The organism is Leptolyngbya sp. 7M (assembly GCF_018128485.1).
Map to the genome: position 1 here is coordinate 3,602,808 of NZ_CP070897.1, position 18,687 is coordinate 3,621,494.

At 49.8% G+C, this 18,687-nt stretch carries 15 protein-coding genes; 11 read left to right on the top strand and 4 right to left on the bottom strand.

Annotation, left to right across the window (positions count from 1 at the left end):
* Positions 1–56 precede the first annotated feature (56 nt).
* The 3 genes from JVX88_RS18105 (at position 57) to JVX88_RS18115 (ending at position 4,722) form a co-directional block, all read left to right on the top strand.
* A complete protein-coding gene (locus tag JVX88_RS18105) occupies positions 57–401 on the top strand; it encodes a histidine triad nucleotide-binding protein (RefSeq protein WP_211619574.1) in 345 nt (114 codons plus the stop codon).
* Between the two features lie 155 nt (positions 402–556).
* Entirely contained in the window at positions 557–1,639 is a 1,083-nt protein-coding gene (psbA, locus tag JVX88_RS18110) for a photosystem II q(b) protein (RefSeq protein ID WP_211619576.1), read from the top strand.
* A 167-nt stretch (positions 1,640–1,806) separates the two neighbouring features.
* On the top strand, positions 1,807–4,722 hold the full coding sequence (locus JVX88_RS18115) for a transglutaminaseTgpA domain-containing protein (RefSeq protein WP_211619577.1): 2,916 nt from the start codon (positions 1,807–1,809) through the stop codon (positions 4,720–4,722).
* On the opposite strand, the gene JVX88_RS18120 is transcribed toward JVX88_RS18115, so the two are convergent.
* The gene (locus tag JVX88_RS18120; RefSeq protein WP_211619579.1) at positions 4,658–5,479 is read right to left on the bottom strand and encodes a DUF6816 family protein; all 822 of its coding nucleotides are present in this window, start codon (positions 5,477–5,479) and stop codon (positions 4,658–4,660) included. The two genes, JVX88_RS18115 and JVX88_RS18120, sit on opposite strands and share 65 nt — an antisense overlap.
* On the opposite strand from JVX88_RS18120, the gene JVX88_RS18125 reads away from it, so the two are divergent.
* The 3 genes from JVX88_RS18125 to ftsA are packed head-to-tail and all read left to right on the top strand — an operon-like array spanning position 5,442 to position 8,079.
* Positions 5,442–5,954, top strand: coding sequence for a glutamate ligase domain-containing protein (locus JVX88_RS18125; protein WP_211619581.1), 513 nt, complete (start codon positions 5,442–5,444; stop codon positions 5,952–5,954). The genes JVX88_RS18120 and JVX88_RS18125 overlap by 38 nt on opposite strands.
* 24 nt (positions 5,955–5,978) lie before the next feature.
* The gene (locus JVX88_RS18130) at positions 5,979–6,839 is read left to right on the top strand and encodes a cell division protein FtsQ/DivIB (protein WP_211619583.1); all 861 of its coding nucleotides are present in this window, start codon (positions 5,979–5,981) and stop codon (positions 6,837–6,839) included.
* Between the two features lie 10 nt (positions 6,840–6,849).
* The gene (ftsA, locus tag JVX88_RS18135; RefSeq protein ID WP_211619584.1) at positions 6,850–8,079 is read left to right on the top strand and encodes a cell division protein FtsA; all 1,230 of its coding nucleotides are present in this window, start codon (positions 6,850–6,852) and stop codon (positions 8,077–8,079) included.
* Positions 8,080–8,133: 54 nt separating this feature from the next.
* Here ftsA and JVX88_RS18140 read toward each other — a convergent pair whose 3' ends face one another.
* Positions 8,134–8,907: a nucleotide sugar dehydrogenase gene (locus tag JVX88_RS18140; protein WP_211619585.1), complete on the bottom strand. Its 774-nt coding sequence runs from the start codon at positions 8,905–8,907 to the stop codon at positions 8,134–8,136.
* Positions 8,908–9,208: 301 nt separating this feature from the next.
* Between JVX88_RS18140 and JVX88_RS18145 the strand changes: the two genes are divergently transcribed.
* Positions 9,209–11,080, top strand: coding sequence for a PAS domain S-box protein (locus JVX88_RS18145; protein ID WP_211619587.1), 1,872 nt, complete (start codon positions 9,209–9,211; stop codon positions 11,078–11,080).
* Between the two features lie 518 nt (positions 11,081–11,598).
* Here JVX88_RS18145 and JVX88_RS18150 read toward each other — a convergent pair.
* Positions 11,599–13,743: a hypothetical protein gene (locus tag JVX88_RS18150; RefSeq protein ID WP_211619589.1), complete on the bottom strand. Its 2,145-nt coding sequence runs from the start codon at positions 13,741–13,743 to the stop codon at positions 11,599–11,601.
* Between the two features lie 39 nt (positions 13,744–13,782).
* Between JVX88_RS18150 and JVX88_RS18155 the strand changes: the two genes are divergently transcribed.
* Both JVX88_RS18155 and JVX88_RS18160 read left to right on the top strand, forming a co-directional pair.
* Positions 13,783–14,463, top strand: a complete 681-nt coding sequence (locus tag JVX88_RS18155) for a hypothetical protein (protein WP_211619590.1) — start codon at positions 13,783–13,785, stop codon at positions 14,461–14,463.
* Between the two features lie 187 nt (positions 14,464–14,650).
* Positions 14,651–16,372 carry a hypothetical protein gene (locus tag JVX88_RS18160; RefSeq protein ID WP_211619592.1) on the top strand — a complete coding sequence of 574 codons (1,722 nt, stop codon included), beginning with the start codon at positions 14,651–14,653 and terminating at the stop codon, positions 16,370–16,372.
* 11 nt (positions 16,373–16,383) lie between these two features.
* On the opposite strand, the gene JVX88_RS18165 is transcribed toward JVX88_RS18160, so the two are convergent.
* A complete protein-coding gene (locus JVX88_RS18165) occupies positions 16,384–17,433 on the bottom strand; it encodes an HD domain-containing protein (RefSeq protein ID WP_317134386.1) in 1,050 nt (349 codons plus the stop codon).
* A gap of 412 nt (positions 17,434–17,845) precedes the next feature.
* On the opposite strand from JVX88_RS18165, the gene patD reads away from it, so the two are divergent.
* Complete coding sequence (gene patD, locus JVX88_RS18170; RefSeq protein ID WP_211619594.1) at positions 17,846–18,274, top strand: heterocyst frequency control protein PatD; 429 nt, start codon at positions 17,846–17,848, stop codon at positions 18,272–18,274.
* A gap of 96 nt (positions 18,275–18,370) precedes the next feature.
* Positions 18,371–18,490, top strand: coding sequence for a photosystem II reaction center X protein (psbX, locus tag JVX88_RS18175; RefSeq protein WP_072009694.1), 120 nt, complete (start codon positions 18,371–18,373; stop codon positions 18,488–18,490).
* Positions 18,491–18,687 lie beyond the last annotated feature (197 nt).

Consider the following 18,687-nt stretch of genomic DNA (forward strand, 5'->3'; position numbering starts at 1 on the left):
GCAGCAAATTACCGTTTTTTTGGTTTAATTTTGTGAACTGCTATGAGCGAACTGCTATGAGCAATGACACGATTTTCGGCAAGATAATCCGCCGCGAGATTCCAGCCGACATTATCTATGAAGACAACCTCTGTCTGGCCTTTCGAGACATTAATCCGCAGGCTCCGGTGCATGTACTAGTGATTCCCAAACAGCCGATTGCTAAACTCTCGGATGCTGAGTCTCAAGACCATGCCTTAATGGGGCATTTGTTACTGACTGTAAAGCGGGTAGCCGAGCAACTTGGGCTAGAGAACGGCTATCGGGTGGTGATCAACACCGGCGAGGATGGCGGCCAAACCGTGTACCATCTGCATTTGCACCTATTGGGCGGCAGAAGGATGACCTGGCCTCCAGGTTGAATGATTGCAAATTGTTAAGGAAATCTTGAGAGTAGTAAAAAGATTCTGACGGTACTTTACAAATCTCAACATATTCCTTAATATTAAAGACATGAGTTGAGGCAACTCGCTCACATACATAGATTTCAGTTGTTTATTAAGCACTCATCGGAATTATGACAACAACACTACAGCGGCGCGAAAGCGCTAACCTGTGGGAGCAGTTCTGCAACTGGGTCACCTCCACCGACAACCGCCTCTACATCGGCTGGTTCGGCGTGCTGATGGTCCCCACCCTCCTGACTGCTACCATCTGCTACATCATCGCCTTCATCGCGGCCCCTCCAGTGGACATCGATGGCATCCGCGAACCCGTGGCTGGCTCCTTGATGTATGGCAACAACATCATCTCCGGTGCCGTGGTGCCCTCCTCCAATGCCATTGGGCTGCACTTCTACCCGATCTGGGAAGCCGCTTCTCTGGATGAGTGGCTCTACAACGGCGGTCCCTACCAGCTGATTGTGTTCCACTTCCTGATTGGCGTGTTCTGCTACATGGGTCGGGAGTGGGAGTTGAGCTACCGCTTGGGCATGCGGCCTTGGATCTGCGTGGCCTACTCGGCTCCGGTGGCAGCGGCGACTGCCGTGTTCCTGATCTACCCGATTGGACAGGGCAGCTTCAGTGATGGCATGCCTCTGGGCATCAGCGGCACCTTCAACTTCATGTTCGTGTTCCAGGCGGAGCACAACATTCTAATGCACCCGTTCCACATGCTGGGTGTGGCCGGTGTGTTCGGTGGCGCGCTCTTCTCGGCGATGCACGGGAGCTTGGTGACGTCTTCGCTGGTGCGTGAGACGACCGAGACCGAGTCGCAGAACTATGGCTACAAGTTTGGGCAGGAAGAAGAGACCTACAACATCGTGGCGGCGCACGGCTACTTTGGGCGGTTGATCTTCCAATATGCCAGCTTCAACAACTCGCGGTCGCTGCACTTCCTCTTGGGAGCATGGCCAGTAGTGGGCATCTGGTTCACGGCGTTGGGCATCAGCACGATGGCGTTCAACCTGAACGGGTTCAACTTCAACCAGTCGGTGTTGGATAGTCAAGGGCGTGTAGTGAACACGTGGGCGGATGTGCTGAACCGTGCGAACCTGGGGATGGAAGTGATGCATGAGCGGAATGCGCACAACTTCCCGTTGGACTTGGCGGCGGGTGAAGCGACTCCAGTAGCCCTGACGGCTCCTGCTATCAATGGCTAATCCTGTCTCAGCTTTAGTCTAAGTAAATCCCCCCGATTGGGGGGATTTTTGCGTTTTAAACAGCCTAGAAAATAACTTAGCGACAGGAGTCCTGTGCGGGCATCTGCACTTTAGGGCAAGCAGATTAATCTTTTACAATACAAGCGTCCCTGACGAGGAACAGATCCATGCCTGAGCCTCACAACGCTGAACCAAATTCCCAACCGCATCCCGATTTGAAACAGCAGATTACGAGCCTACTCAAAGACGCCTCTAGTGGTTTACGCAAAGCGCTGCCGCTGGAACTAATGGCGAAGACTATCACTGGGTGGCTCAGCATTGATGAAGCTCAGATGGCTAATATTCTGGCTACGGTCCGAGCTGAACTGCCCACCACTGAAGCGCTGCTGATCGGTAAACCGCAGGCTGGTAAAAGCTCGATTGTGCGGGGGCTAACCGGCGTTTCGGCAGAGATTGTCGGTCAGGGCTTTCGTCCCCACACCCAGCACATGCAGCGCTATGCCTATCCGTCTGAAGATTTGCCGCTGCTCGTGTTCACCGATACGGTGGGTTTGGGGGATGTCACTCAGGAAACAGAGGTAATCACCCAAGAGTTAATTGGCAACCTGAAGCAGTCTAGCCAGCGGGCTAGAGTGTTGATTCTAACGGTGAAGGTTAATGACTTTGCGGTAGATACGTTGCGTCACATTGCTCAACAACTGCGGCGGCAATATCCCCAGATTCCCTGTTTACTGGCCGTCACCTGTTTGCATGAGGTTTACCCCAGCAGCACGGTTGATCACCCTGCTTATCCACCCGATTTGCCCGACGTCGAGCGTGCCTTTGCGGCGCAGCAACAAGCCTTTGCCGGACTCTATGACCGAGCAGTGTTAATTGACTTTACGTTAGAAGAGGACGACTACCACCCGGTTTTTTATGGCCTAGAAGCATTGCGGGACAATCTCGCCGAGTTGCTGCCAGAAGCCGAAGCCCGCGCGATTCACCAGCTCTTGGATGAAGGTGTGGGTAAGCAGTTGGGCAACTTGTATCGAGATGTGGGACGGCGCTATATAACGGCTGTCAAATTTTGTATTGCCATCGCCATGCTGATTGCGCTAGGCGTCTTTTTTGTGCGCCTATGGGGAGAGCGCAACGATACGCGACTAGCTCTAGCAACGCTGCTGATTCATCTTCAGGTGTTTCATAGCTTCGATCTGCCACGCCGGAAAGATTTGGGCTACTCGGTGGTGATTGGCCTAATTTTGCTGGGTGTGGCGGCCACTCTTAGCCAAACCCTAACTTTTGCTCCCCTACTGCTGCTGTTTTTGGCGATTGCCATTCCCGTGCTGGTGCTCGACTACCGTTCGCGGTTGGGGTTGCCAACTCAAGGTGTTCACCTAGGTTTAGGGTTGACGTCGAAGCGCTTCGGGCAATTTTTGGCCATTGTGCTGAGCTTGGGGCTGATCATTTTCCTAATGATGCCGCGTTTACCAGGCTATCAGTTGCGTTCCTTTCCAGTGAGTGCGCCGATTCCGTTGCCACAGCAGTACAACAGTAGCACCATTATCAATCCAGGCTATGTCCAGGAAGGAAATAATGGCACAGGTAGCGGTGGGAGTTCCCCAGGACTGAATTCAGCGACGGGGCCAGGTGAACTCAACAAAGACTTCTATTACGGCTTCAACAGCAAAATCAATCAAAATCTGCGGGGCACGATGACGCCGCGAGTAGTGATGCGGGTTCGCTCTCAGGCACCAGGCTTTTGGCGCGTGTTGGCGTTTGATCGCTACACCGGCCAGGGATGGGAAATCTCACGCAACGCTGAAGAACAGGTTGAAAAACTAGAGCGGCCCGAGTGGTCATTTCGGTTTAGTCTGCCGTGGTCGGTGACGTTAAACCGCACAAAAGAAGTGATTCAAACCTACACGGTTGTTTCAGATTTGCCGAATTTGATTCCCGTCTTGTACGAACCGAAGGAACTTTACTTCCCGACTAACGTAGTGGCAATGGACAAGGAAGGCGGATTGCGGTCGCCCGTTTCCCTGTCGGAAGGCTTGACCTATACCGTTGTTTCGGAAGTCCCCTATCGGGACCGGACACGGCTTAACCAAGCTCCTGTCCGTCCACCCGCCTCAATCGGCACCTATTATTTGCAGCTGCCATCGAGGGTGGCAGAACCGTTGCGGCAGCAAACCGAAGCTATTTTGGCCCGCGCTCCTAAACCCCTAACTACGCCCTACGAAAAAGCACTTTATTTGGCTCAGTACTTGAAGCAAAACTACAAAATTCAGCCGGATTTGCCCTTTTTTGAACCAAATGAAGATTTAGCACTGGCCTTTCTCACCCAATACAACGGCGGCTACCCGGATCATTTCGCGACGACGCTAACGGTAATGCTGCGCTCGATTGGCATCCCAGCTCGGCTAGTGATGGGATTTGGCGCTGGTCGATTCAATCCCTTCACCGGATTCTACGTAGTCCGTAATATGGATGCCCATGCCATGACAGAAGTATATTTTCATAAATACGGCTGGTTCGCTTTCGATCCAATTCCCGGCCACGAACTTTTGCCGGCTTCGATCGAAGAATCCAGCAGCTTTGGTGTTCTGCAGCAATTTTGGAACTGGGTGGCTGGCTGGTTACCTTCGCCACTGACTGGTTGGCTAAATCAACTGTTCGAGCAAATAGCGGCTGGACTGAGCTGGGGGTTAATGGCGCTAACGGCTTTGTTTTCCCAAGGTTGGGTAGGTATGCTCTTCGGCATTGGCCTGATTACTGGTCTGGCGTTTTTGGGCTGGCTGGGATGGAGCGCTTGGCAGGCATGGCGCTATCGTCGCTGGTTGACCAACCTGCCGCCGATGGAGGCCATCTACCAACAGATGCTGCAATATCTGGCACAGCAAGGACTTCAGAAACAGGCCGCCCAAACTCCTCTAGAATATGCGGCTGACTGTCGGACCCGTTACCCCAACGAACAGGCAAAGGCGATTAACGAGATCTCCCAAGCCTATGTGCACTGGCGCTATGGAGGCCAACGGCCTAACTTGACTGAGTTGAAGGAACTGTTGGGGCGGTTGCAGCCGCGTAGGAGCGGGACACCATAGCAGGCTGGCGAAATTCCATCCGATAGCGATACAGAGCCACCGGACGGGGCGAGGAAAAGGGATTGTCGCTGACAAGGGTTTTGAAATAGTCGGGATCCTGCGGCGACAGGTAGATAGCCGTAATCTGATCGGCAACAATGAGCGGTTGGTCAGTCTGATCAGGATTGGGTTGATAGCTGTAAGCCGTGGTGTTTTCGACTTCGTTGAAATAAAGTTGGGGCGCACCGCGAAATTCCTGCTGGAAGAACTCAGTTGTGATAAATTCATGCGGCGTAGGTGTTTCAGTGGCCCGCTCGGTGACAGTAGAAACTAACTGCCGGTCGCCCTTGAGGAGCGTAATCTGGCGGTTTGGATTAGCGGGATCAACTTTGACGGCCTGCACTGCCCGCTCACCCAAATAGGCTTTCGCTAGCTGCATCCCGTTGTATGCCCGATCGGATACCCAATGCTTCGATTGAAGCTTCGATTGAGCGGAGACGCGCATCAATCCAGACGGCTGAGTTTCAACAAATCGCACCTGAAAGTGAATCGGCTGGTTGAGGAACTGGCGGTTACTCTCAAATCCGGGTGTCACGATCTCTGGCGCGAGCGGTGCGGTCATGTCTACCAGTGTGGTCGTGACCAGCCATTCGCCAGCAAACCAGTCTGGGTAAATCAGATCGCCTTGGGCGGGTTGGGTCGGAGGCTTACCTTGCCAGTCGGGATACTGTTCAATTCGTGTGGCCAGCGGTGATCGGATCGGTGCCGAGGCATTCAAGACATTTGTAAATGCAAATCGTCGATTCCAATTCAAAGGCGACGCGAATGGCATTACGGTCGTCGATGATTACGGACATCATCCGACGGAGATTTTGGCAACGCTCGCTGCTGCGAAGAATTCGGCAGGCGGGCGAAGAACAGTCGTAGTGTTTCAGCCGCACAGATTTTCACGAACGCAGGAGCTGATGGAGGAGTTCGCTTTGGCTTTTAACAACGCCGATGTCCTTTATGTCCTGGATATTTATGCGGCCAGTGAAAAGCCCATCGAGGGTATTACTGCCGAGGCATTGACCGAGAATATAAAGAAATACGGGCACAAGAATGTGAACTATATCGGAGATATTGAAACTGCCGCCGAAAAGGTGATTCCTGAACTCCGAGAAGGCGATCTTGTCATCACACTCGGAGCTGGGAATGTCACACGCGTATCGGATGAGATACTCGACCTTCTTCGGAATGGGGAGCTCAATTGACGGCAAACGATCGGATCTAATGCGATGTCGAAGGTAAAGGTAAAAAAGAAAGAACCGTTAAAAGCAAAGCAACGGGCAGTAAGTAAACGAAAAGCGGCATCACGGCGACGTCCGCGCGCGGGACGTTCCGTTTCACCGCCTGAAAAGACTGCTCGTGAGCTACTGCCTTATTTTCTCAGTTTTTGTCTGCTCATATGTCTCGGTGCACTTGCGGCGATCGGGTACCGCGCTGTTGCGGCATCCGATTTTTTTCGGGTCCGGAGTATTGAGGTGAAAGGAAACGATCGAGCATCTGCTGATGAGATCCGAAACATTGTAAGGAGCGAGGTCGAGCAAACCGGTTCCTGGAATGCTGATCTCGACCAAATAAAGATGCGTATCGAGAAGCTGACATGGATACGATCTGCTTCAGTAGCGCGGATAATGCCGAACGGTATCAGCGTAAGAGTTGCCGAGAAAACGCCGGCGGCGATCGTCACTCTGCGGAATGGCCCGGTATTTGTGGATGAGAACGGCGTGGTTATAACGGCCGCTGTGAATGCGGAGTCCCTGTTTCCTTTTTCGATAAACGGCTGGGATGAGACGGCGTCACCGCAAGCGGATATGGCAAATCGTAAGCGGTTGAGAATGTACAGAACGATGCTGGATGAATGGCGGAACGCCGGTTTTGCTTCCCGAGTGGTCTCGGTAGATCTTTCGGATATGCGTGACCCAGTAGCGGTATCTGAGGACTCTGGCAAGCGAGTAGTGATCTCTGTCGGCCGTGAGAGATTCGGCGAGAATCTTAAGAATGGTCTGGCTGCGATCGCTGGAAAGGGTGAAACGTTTGAAGGCGTTATCCTTGTCGGGACGAATCTTAGACTTGTTCCCCGAAACGTCAAATAGGAAGGCGATTATGAAAGGCGAGATCCACGCAGTTGGGTTGGACATTGGAACGAGTAGGGTCCGGTGCGTTATAGGTGAAGCGACTTCAGGAAATGCAATGAAGATCGTCGGCGTTGGCGACTCGGAATCAAAGGGGCTTCGTCGCGGTATCGTTACTAGCGCCGAGGCGGTAGCTGAATCGGTGCGGAAGGCTTTGAATGATGCCGAACGTTCGAGCGGGCTTGAGGCAGGCTCTGCGGTAGTGAACCTTTCCGGCGAACACTTTCGAGGGGATAACAAAAGCGGAGTGGTTGCTGTCGCTGGTGCGGGCCGCGAGATCTCAGACGAAGACGTCGATAGGGCGATCGAATCTGCCAGCGCTATCCAATTACCATCGGGATGGGAGATATTTGATCGGCTTCCCCAAGAATTCATTATTGACGGACAAGATGGAATAACCGAGCCGGTCGGGATGAGTGGTACTCGGTTAGAAGCCTTGGTTCACGTCGTAAGCGGGCCAAGTGCCGGACGTCAGAATCTGGAAAAAGCAGTGCGTCGAGCAGGTCTTGAGGTTGAGCGGATGATTCTCGAACCTTTGGCAGCCGCAGAGGCTACTCTTACCGATGATGACAAAGAATACGGTTGTGCTGTTGTAAATATTGGTTCCGAGATCACGAGCATGATGATCTTTGGCCGCGGAGCGGTTCAGCACACTTCTGTGTTTCCGTTCGGCGGGCTTCATTTCACGAAAGACATTGCGGTCGGGCTGCGGGTCTCGATCCAAGAGGCGAACAAGATCAAACATTTACACGGCTGTGTTGCAGGCTTTTTGTTGGATGATGAGGAGCGTAAAGAGACCATAGAGATCCAGCCGGTCGGCAGAAGCGAACTCCGAGGTCTTTCGCGGGAGATCCTTTGCGACATTATGCAACCGCGTGCCATTGAGCTTTTGCAGCACGTAGCACAAGAAGCGGCGGCGACAGGAGCGCAAATACCCGGCGGCGTTGTTTTGACCGGTGGGGGATCGATGGCTCGCGGGATGGTCGAGATCGCCGAACAAGTATTTGATGCACCTACACGAGCAGGTTTTCTGGAGCCTTCATATTTCGGAGGTCTTGCTGCGGAGGTTAGGACACCTGTTTGGGCGGTGGCCTGCGGCCTGGCCCTTTCATCGATGCGGATGCAGCAAAAAAGCGGTGCGGGTTCCGGCCGGTCGGGGGTTGTTGGATGGTTTGAAAATATTCGTGAAAAATTTCGGTGATTTTGTTCGCGGCGGCTGGATTTTTACCACAAATAGTAGTATGCTAATCGCCCGTCAGCACAATATATTGTTGTAGCCGAAATTTCCACTTACAGCTCGTTTAGGTTTTTCATTGGCGAAAGGCGATGTCAGTTTTATTTGAAGGAACACAAATGAATAGCAATACTTGATCATTTCTGCCGAAGCTAGGTCGGTAATTACCACGGGAACAGGCGGCAGCGATGGGTCGGCAGCAAACTGGCGATTGACGATTGGCTCATAGAGTTGCTGCATCAAGGCGATGGCCCGATCACTGTGGCTACCCAACACAATCCGATCCGGGTTGAAGGTATCGTAAACGGCAGAGCCTTCACGCAAGAATTCGGGGTTACTGACCACATCAAATCCAGCAATCAGTTCCTGACGTTCTGCAACTCCATCCATGACGATGCGGCGGACCCAATCACCAGACCCAACGGGTACGGTAGACTTGTTCACAATTACCTTGTAACCACCGTTCAAATGCTCACCAATGCCACGAGCTACTGCTTCTACATAGCGCGTATCGCTTTCACCGCTGGGTAGAGCTGGTGTACCCACGGCAATAAACAAAATCTCTCCATGGGCAACCCCATCTGCCAGATTAGACGTAAACGATAGCTTCCCAGACTGCATAGAAGATCTCATCAACTCCGACAATCCCGGCTCGTAAATCGGAGACTGTCCAGACTGCATTAACGCTACTTTTGTTTCATCCTTGTCTACGCAAACTACATCATGCCCGACGTGAGCTAAGCATACACCAGTCACTAAACCCACATATCCCGTTCCAATCACGCATACTTGCATAAGACCTACCTTTTCACCGCTAGTTTTATGCCTACAGCTTGCCAAAGGGGTGTGAATTGTCAATGAAGGATTGATGAGACCTCCCTCATGAACGTTCAATGAAGTATGGATGAGAAATTTCTTAGAAGTAGTGCCCTATACAGGAAGTTAAAATTTCGCTCTAGCGGTAGATTCCTTTCTCTGTCTGATGGTAGAAAATCAGTACGGAGGTGTTGTACGGCAATCGTTTTGCCGATTTTCTGCCTGTGGCGTGAAATAACCCTCCGCTGCTGACCCGCGCTGCTGACCTTCGCTGTTGACCATGCCTAAGCTCAATTCGCTCACCCTAGATTGCGTCGTTGCCACCGGAAGTGTCGTCACGGCTCTCCTGCTAATGATTGGCCTCAACCCTTGGTTAGGGATGACCGAAACCCCATTTCTATTATTTTTCGGCGCTGTACCGATTGCAGCTCTGTATCGAGGTCGGCGAGGCGGCATTATAGCAACGGTGCTGTCAGCTCTGCTAGCTAACTATTTCTTTATAGCTCCCACCGATGCCTTCTCGCTCGATACGGTGGGTAGTAGCAGAACAATTATTTTTCTGCTAGAAGGTGTTCTGATTAGCACCCTGATTGGTTTATTGCGTCGTGCCCAACAGCAAACTAAAGCGAGCCTACGGCAGCTAAAAGCGAGCGAATCTAAATTTCGTCGTCTGGTAGATTCCAACGTAATCGGCGTAGTCTCAGCAGATATTTATGGCGCTATCACCGATGCTAACGATGCGTTTCTCAATAGCGTTGGCTACACTCGCGCCGATCTAGTAGCCGGACGAATTCGTTGGGATGAGATGACACCAGCAGATTTGAAATATTTAGATAGGTCTGCCTATGAAGAATTGCTGACCAAAGGAAAAAATACACCCTATGAAAAAGCATTCACTGGCAAGCAAGGGCAGCGTGTGCCGGTGGTCGTGGGAACAGCGCTGCTAGAAGATAACCCAGAACAAATTATCAGTTTCATTCTCGATGTCAGCGAACGCAAACGAGCCGAGCAGCAGTTGGCCATTCAATACACCATCGCACGAGCCTTGGCTGAGGCAACTACCATTAGTGATGCAATGCCTCTGGTCTTGCAGTCGCTTTGTGAAAGCCTGGGTTGGCAGATGGGCTGCTTTTGGCGAGTTGACCCGCAGACCCAAACTTTACGCTATCTGCATGGCTGGTATTCCCCTGAGCTGGATGGCGCGGCCTTGATCCAGGCCAACCAAACCATGACCTTTACCACAGGCGTGGGCTTACCGGGCCGGATCTGGGAAAGGGGTCAAGCCACATGGATTCCCGATTTGGTTGAAGATGCTGCTTTTCCGAGAAAGGCGATTGCTCTGGAGGTGGGGCTGCGCAGCGTATTTGGGTTTCCGGTTTCGCTGAATCAAGATATTTTAGGCGTCATTGAATGCTTTAGCGATCGATATCAAGAACCCGATCAGAACTTGTTGCAGATGGTGACAGCTATTGGCAGCCAGATTGGGCAGTTTATAGAGCGGAAACAGACTGAAGAAGAACTTCAAGCCAGCCAAGCCCTGTTTCAAAGCTTTATGAGTTACTGTCCCATCAATGCTTACATCAAAGATGAATCGGGATGTTATGTGTATGTCAATCCCAGCGTGGAGCGCGCTTTTAACCGCCCTCTGGCCGAGTGGCTGGGTAAAACCGATTTTGATTTCTTTGCCGCTGATGTCGCTCAAACATTTCGAGCCAATGATCGGGCCGTCTTGCAATCCGGGCAGATGATTCAAGTGGTTGAGCTAAATCCGCTCGATGATGATCAGCCCCATTACCTTTCGGTCAAATTTCCGCTCAAAGATGCAACCGGACGCTCCCTATTGGGCGGGATGTCAATCGATATCAGCGACCGCAAACGCTTTGAAGTCGAACGCGAACGATTGCTCCAGCAGCTAGAAACCAGCCTCGGACAGCTAGAAGCCGTGATTAACAGCATGACTGAGGGGTTGGTGATCGCCGATCCGCAGGGCAACATCTTGATGTTTAACCCAGCAGCGCTAGCTCTGCATGGATACGACAGCCTAGAGCAGGTGCAGCACCATCTCCGCGAGTTTCCCAACACCATGGAACAGGTATGCAGTTGCATAAAGCGTTCAGGCTTTAAGAACTCTAACATTGGTTTACCAAAATAAGTCATCCATCCTATTCTAAGCGGATAAGATTTGTAGTTTTTGTCTGTGTAGTATCTAATCTTTGGGGCTGGATAAAGTTGGCGATTCAGATGCCGACCATAAACAGCTCCGTGATGAGCCTGAAAAGCTGGGATTGCCTCCGTGAACAAGTTTTTCAAAGATTCAAAACAGATTTGTTTAGTTCGTATATGTTCGCTTGTGAACTTTAATCCAAATACATGTGGTGTAGGACTCTCATCAAAATAAATTGTTGAAAATAACTCAATACCATTGTTCCCAAAGAGAGGAATATTGCTTAGAGATTCATTAGAAAATTCTTTAGGAAGCTGAGAAATGCAAAAATCATCAGGAGTAGAAAGCTCAATACTTACATCAGATTGGATATAAAGTTTTGCAGGAAAGAGAATTTGCTTTAGTGTAGGACAAGATAAAATCTGATAGATAACTTCTACTGTGTGCGGATAGAAAGACATGAAGTGGATAACGTAGTTCATCATTGCTCTTAATTCAATAAATTATTAGTAGTGTTTGACTGTAATTCTAATGCCAGTATCATCGAATAGATCTTGCAACGCTCGAGCGATATCTTCATCTGCTACACGCCACTCAATTCCTGTAGCTCCAGTTCCACGTAATGCCTTGACCTGACCTATGGCATCCTGAATAATCTTAGGAAGTCTAACATTTTGTATAAAGGGATCTGTTCTAGTTACATCATTGATTCCACCCTTGTTCCAGTTTTTAGCATCTATCAAAGTTGTTCCATCGAACCAATCGAACTCTTTGCCATTCACATAAACAGCAAGCTCCTCTTCGTCTGCATTTTTGCCAGTTACCCTGATTTCATAATCTATATCTGCTTGATTGGAACTGTTGTTGCGGCTTCTACCATATATTGCCCCTTCAATTCCTGGAACGGGATCACCGGGTAGAGGCGCACTTCCAGATCCTCCACCTGTTATAGCCATCAACGTGGCGATTCGCTCGATGGCTCCTTGAGCACCCGCCTCAACTGTCCCTGCGCCTTGCACAACCAGCGCTGCACCTGCTGCAACTGAAACTGCGACGGCTGGTGCTCCTGCAATACATCCCACTCCAGTGAGGCAAAGGGTTGATCCAGCTCCGGTTCCTCCAGCCCCAATGCCTATTCCTCCTATGATTTCGAGGATGCCAGCGACTATCGCCGCTCCGTCTCCTAATAAACGACCTGCTTGAAACGCAACTGTATCGGGTAAAACTTCTTCAGCTCCTACCTCTGCCTTTTCAAACCACTGCTGGACTTCTGGATCCAACGATAAGAGTGTTGTAAGGGGTTCACTTTGATTAACAGAAAACTGATAGATAGCGCCAAGCACAAATTGACCGAGCGTTACATTAAAATCCAGTAACGGTTCAACAACGTTCTCAGTAATGTAATTTTGCAGTAACGCGAGTGGAAATTGAGAGTTGGACGCTGCTGAGTATAGAACTTTATCCCCTGGATGAAGGGTATAATTGACCCCCTCAGGATAATACGTGAGTTGCCCTTCATGGAGAACTAATGCATAGGGATATGTATCTCCTTCAATGGTGCGATGGTCAAACTGATGTCCGACATTGTACAGTTCATCTATGCTGAGATTCTCATCCGTAGTGGTCAGAGCCAGGTATGGACCCGATGTTGAATTAGAATCACCTATATCAGCTTCATAGGCGAGGGAAACATCATAAATAATGTATTGCTCAAGTAGATTACTTGAGTCATCACCTGTAGTCAGTGCTTGAATCAAACTATCAACATCTGGTCCCGTAAGCGGAACACTTTGAGAGACATTCAGTGTACTAGAGTTTTGAGCAATGACGTTTCCTTGCTCGGTTAAAGTCTCTATTTTGGTTTGGAACTGATTGGCTGCAACGCTCAAGGCTTCAGGAGTTTCTGCGTTCCGTATAGCAGACAAGAAGCTGTTTGATTCTGGTAATTCATTGGCAGATACCAATTGAAAGTGCAGCCGTACCAACTCCAAAAACGGTTCGATGAAGCGGCCATCTCCGATGCTGTCTGCTAATGCGGGAACCTGTCCTAACGTTTCTAAGGCTCTTGCAGAGTAGTCAATCAACTCGGTTATTGCTGCTGTTCCGGCGTTCTTAACCTCTCCAATAAAGTTCAAGAATTTTTGCCCAGCATCAACAATATCGATTAAATCAACAACATCCCCAGCAGTGTTCTGAATCTGCCATAAACGGTCTAAAAAGAAATTGGATGCTAGGTTGGATGTAGAAGACAAAGATGAACTTAAAGATGCATACACGGATGCCAACTTGTGGATTGCCTCAGTAAATTCAACTCCTACATCATCGATGAAATACTGAAGATGACCAACTAATACTGTTACGTCACGGTAGAACTGTAATGTACTTGAAGTTGCCGAACTACTAAGATAACTGGCTAGTTCGTGAGTTCCTTTTTGAGCATCTTCAGCCGTTTTAGCATCCCAGATCGTTTTGAAGAAGAAGTTGGAAGACTGATTGGCGTCGCTGAATTTGTCAGGTTTAAGCGCAGTATAGGCAGCTCCCCATTCTGCGAAGCGACTCATCCATTTAGAATCATTACTGTGCAACTGTGAATCGGCTGGAAGTTGTTTGGCAATCTTGAATAACTGCTTCTCAAACTCTAGTAGTTTCACTCGTTGCTCTTTTGTGTCTAATGTCTTAAACAACTCACTGTGCCCGAAGGAGGTGTCTATACCTGTGCCCCCAATCCGACCGATGCGGCGGCCCTAACGGAGCAAGCAGCCTTACTGCCGGAATTGATTCGTCCAACCATTCTGACAATGGTCCGGCAAGATCTATTGGCTCACTTTACCCAGGCTGACCTCCGGTTTGATCGATTGATTGGGCGCAATGTGCTATCAACGGAGCCGGATAAAGTTGGACTGCTCCAGCAATGGCTGCACCTACTGCGGCCCGAGGGAGCAATTGTCTTAGCAGAAACCCTTCCTCGTCACACCCAGCGGCTCTATGCCCTGATCGAGGCTAATTCGCTTTCCGGCAAGCTTTATCAACGTTTGGTTGAGGCAGAAGAAGCAATTTATACCGACTCTTCAGATGTGATGGTGAATTGGAACGTGGAAGATCTAGTGAGTCAGTTAGGAAAACAAGCTGACATCGACCATCGCCAAATCAGAACTGAGATTGAACAAACTATAACTGACATCCAGATTACCTCCACAATGATTGAACGCTGGTTTAGCCCAGGCAAAGACCGACCTAGCTACCGTGACCGCCTCGCTCAGGTTTTGTCTACCGCAGAACTCAAAACCATACGTCAAGCCTTTACCCGATCACTGACCAATCAGTCCGTGCAATGGCATAGCGCAATTGGCTTTATACGAATCGACGGCTGAGAGCTAGGGCGAGCATAAATGCCTGTCAAATTTGCCGGATGAGCTGTACTTCTGAAGGAATTAAACAGAAACATGTGATTGCATTCCTACAATTGGTGAATAAATCGCCATAAGCCACCCAATAAGTGTTAGGAAGAAGTTACACCCTCACATTGGCCTGAACGGGAAAACCTCAAAGGTAGGATCTATGTCAAACGCAGATAATAAGCTAAGGGGTGCGAAGAATCTGGGCGTTTTAAGTTCGCCCATCAGTCGAACAAATAAAGTTGGGCTAACCGATCAAGATGATTTGTACCGCGTCAGCCTAAAGCAGCGCAGCCGTTTGGATCTGACCCTGACCAAACCGGGGAAAGGTCGGTGTGCAGTTGAGCTTTATGCGCTGAAGCGTCCCCTTGCCCAGGTTCTGCGTCAAATCGGCAAGCTCGATTTTAGAAAGATTGGGCGGAAAGAGCGCAATGCTAACTTAAAGCTGATTCCAGCCGCTAAACAAGGCCGCAGCCAAAAGCCAGGGATTTATTTTGTCCGAGTGCTGCACCAAGCCGGCAACAGCCGTTATCGCCTCCAGGTAGCTGCCCCACCAGTTGATACAGCGAATCCTACTGCCAGTCTCAGCGCTACGAATCTCTCGGTTGGTGGCAATAGTAGCTATGACTTTACGGTCACCTACAGCGATGATGTAGCTGTTAACGTCAATAGCCTTACTAATAACAACATTCTAGTCACTAGCACAAATGGATTTAATCAACTTGCTAGTCGAGTTTCTATTAGTAATACCGGAAACGGCACGCCCCGGAGTGTCACCTACCGAATTACAGCACCGGGAGGCAGTTGGGATAGTGCGGATAACGGCAGCTACAGCATCACGCTACAAGCCAATCAGGTGAGCGATACGAGTGGTAAATTCGTCGCCCCAGGCGTGTTAGGTAATTTTCAGGTGAATATTTCTCAAACACCTGTGTCCGATCAGGAAGCGCCCACGGCTAATCTGCTCAGCGTTGATTCCAACACTCGCGATCTGACAGTTGTTTACAGAGATAATCTGACTATCAATGCGGCCAGCATCGACGATAGTGATCTTCAAGTCATCAGCCCCAATGGTGCCCAGCTAGTCACCCGAGTGATTGCCAATGACAGCAGCAATAGTACAACCCGGACTGTCATTTACCGGATCACGCCACCGGGTGGCAGTTGGGACAATGCCGACAACGGCAGCTACAGCATTGCTCTACAGGCAAATCAAATCAACGATACCAGTAGTAATTTTGCCGCAGCTAAACAGCTAGGCACCTTCGAGGTCAACATTCCGCCCCGCATAGGAAATCAATACTCGATTACCGGCACCGACGAAACCAATATTTCGGCTCAATTTAAACTCTTCTCTACCGCACCCGATGGGAATCCCATCTCCGATCAGGCAGGCAGTAACCTCACAGGTCTGTTTACCGGCGCAATTGGGAATTTTGCATCTGGCTCAGGACGCTTAGAGAGCATCAATAGCTCTAATCTAGTTGTGCCTTTTCAATCTGATAACAAAGTATCGTATGAGTCACTGAATCTGCGAGCAGAGTTACTGAACTATGATCCGTTCGCTCAAACTGGAACCCTGGAGTACAGATTCTTCCAAGAACCGGTGAATGAATTTCAACCGGGGATCGATAAAACTATTTTCGGGCTAAGGTTTACTATCACGGCTAATTTCGTGCAGAATTTTGACCTGAACCTGGCTGTTAACTCACTGGAGTATATTGTGCAAAATAACCTGCTGGGAGATGGCTCTAACAGTAACAAGCTCTCAGGCATCGGCTTTTCAGACGATCCGATTTGGCAAGGTAAGGATATTGCAGGCGGCAGTGTTTTAACTCCTGTTCCGATAACTGCGTCCACCAATCTGGTTGCCAAAGGGCAGTAGGGTTAACGAGGCTAACGTTCAGTGCAGAACAGTCTGAATGCTATGAAACTTTCTGACTTCAAATTCTGGCTAATCTTTTGGCTAATCAACGGCGGCGGTCTATTCTGGTTGCTGAGTGGTAGCATAGCGATAGCCCAAATCCGCCCCGACAATACCTTGCCGGAAAATTCTGCGGTGTAACATTCGTCGTTCGTTTCCACAATGATGCGGATGGCGGCAATATCATAGATTTCTTCAAAGCTTTTCTGCTGCCGCTGCATTTTTTCATAGATGCCATACAGATGCTTCGGGCGTCCGCTAATGTCATAGCAGTGAATCCCTAGCTGATCGAGCCGTTCCTGCAGCGTGGTGGCAACCCGCTCTAGGCGTGTCTCTCGATCGATACGCTTATCGGCTACTAGCTGCCGAATTGCCCGATAGGCTTCTGGTTCTAGATACTTAAAGGCCAGATCTTCCAGTTCCCACTTAAACCGTCCGATTCCCAATCGGTTCGCCAACGGCGCAAAGATTTCCCGCGTTTCCAAGGCAATACGGCGACGCTTCTCATCCGGTAGGTATTCCAGCGTGCGCATGTTGTGCAGCCGATCGGCCAGCTTGACGACAATCACGCGGATATCCTGCGCCATTGCCAAAAACATGCGACGAAAGTTCTCAGCTAGCCGTTCTGTTTTACTGGAGAAGTTAAACTTAGAGAGTTTGGTGACGCCTTCCACCAGTCGTCGCACTTCGATCCCAAAGCGTTGCTCAATTTCCTCAGCGGTAACGTCAGTATCTTCGATCACATCGTGCAGAAAGCCAGCCGCAATCATGGCGGCACTGCCTCCGAGATCGCGCAGTAGCCCCGCTACGGCTACCGGATGGGCAATGTAGGGTTCGCCAGAGGCTCGGTATTGCCCTTCGTGGAGACTGTAGGCAAAGTTAAACGCCTCGCAGATTAAATCGGCATCAGCCAAAGGAGCGTCTGAGTTGCTACCACTTGACGAGCGATACTCTAGCAAACAAGCTTGCAGCCATTCAGGAAGTGCAATATCAGTTGGAAAAGTCAGAGTTGCTACGTTCATGCTGTCAAGCCCGAAGTGGGTAAAGGAGCCAAACTATTGAGTGGATGTTTGCTGATTCTAAGGGATTTGAGCGAGTTCCGAGTAGAAAGCGATTCTAAAACCTGCCTCGACATTGACTTCAACATGGCTGAAGATCAAATGCTGGGATCCGCTGGGATCAGGAATTGAAAACCGGCTTTGTCTGCTGCAAGTGTTTAGAAATGAAGACTTCTACGGCTTATTGCTCAGATGAATAACAAATCGGTTCTGCCTGAGCTTGGACCACGTTCAACAAATTGACTGTATAAAAAATTTAATAATCTAACAAAAAGCTAACCGGTTGCAGAGCGGGGCTTACTAACGATGTATACAGAGTACTTAACAATACTTTAACCCAAATTGATCAATTCGTTTCTACTGATTTTGGTTATTCATGGCATCAGCGTTTGATTCGTCCTATCGGCAGTTCCAGCAGCGTCTCCAGCAGCTACAAGTCCAACTCGTTGACGCCTCTCCGCACGAATTACGAGTAGCAATTGCTGAAATTCAGCAGATATTCCAATTGCAAATTGTGCTGTTGGCAGAAACGCTTGAGGCATCCCTCAGTACGCAGCTTCAATCCATTCATACGGAAATCAACAAGCAGTTAAGGTTACTCGAAACCGATGGGGTATTTTTGCAAGCTGCGCGGCAACCCACCACAGCCCAACAGCGAAAGCAGCAGATCAACCATCGCCTGGACCTATTGTTGCAGTACTGTGCGGCTAGTTTGACACTCCAACCCCAGTCAGATGGGGATCCAGATGCATCAGCAAGTACACCAGAATCGTCAACCAAAGCCCCACCGACCGAGAGCAATTGAATCCTGTCCCTGCTTTCCAAAAGCGTCATTGAGTCGATAATATGATCTAGTGCAGAAGCCTCAGTTATTTAGCATTACTAGCAAGGGTAGGACACCATGACTCCATCTTTAGTAAATTTCTTCTACAGCCTGCTGGCAGGTGTGGTGATCGTTGTGATCCCCGTGGTCGTAGGACTTGTCTTCATCAGCCAAAAAGATAAAATTCAGCGTTCCTAGCTACATTCATGGGATGAATTGAGGCGATGAGGGCAATAGCTTTGCTGCCCCTTGTTGCTTATCCCAGGTTTAGTAGGAGTGACATCCTTGGCTGTCTTGCCATGACTTTTTTGTCGGCAGGACAGCTTTATGCCATTTGAGTGTGAACTCTAATTCGCGGTTGGTTTGGGCAATTAGCCTGCTCGGTGCTGAGGTTA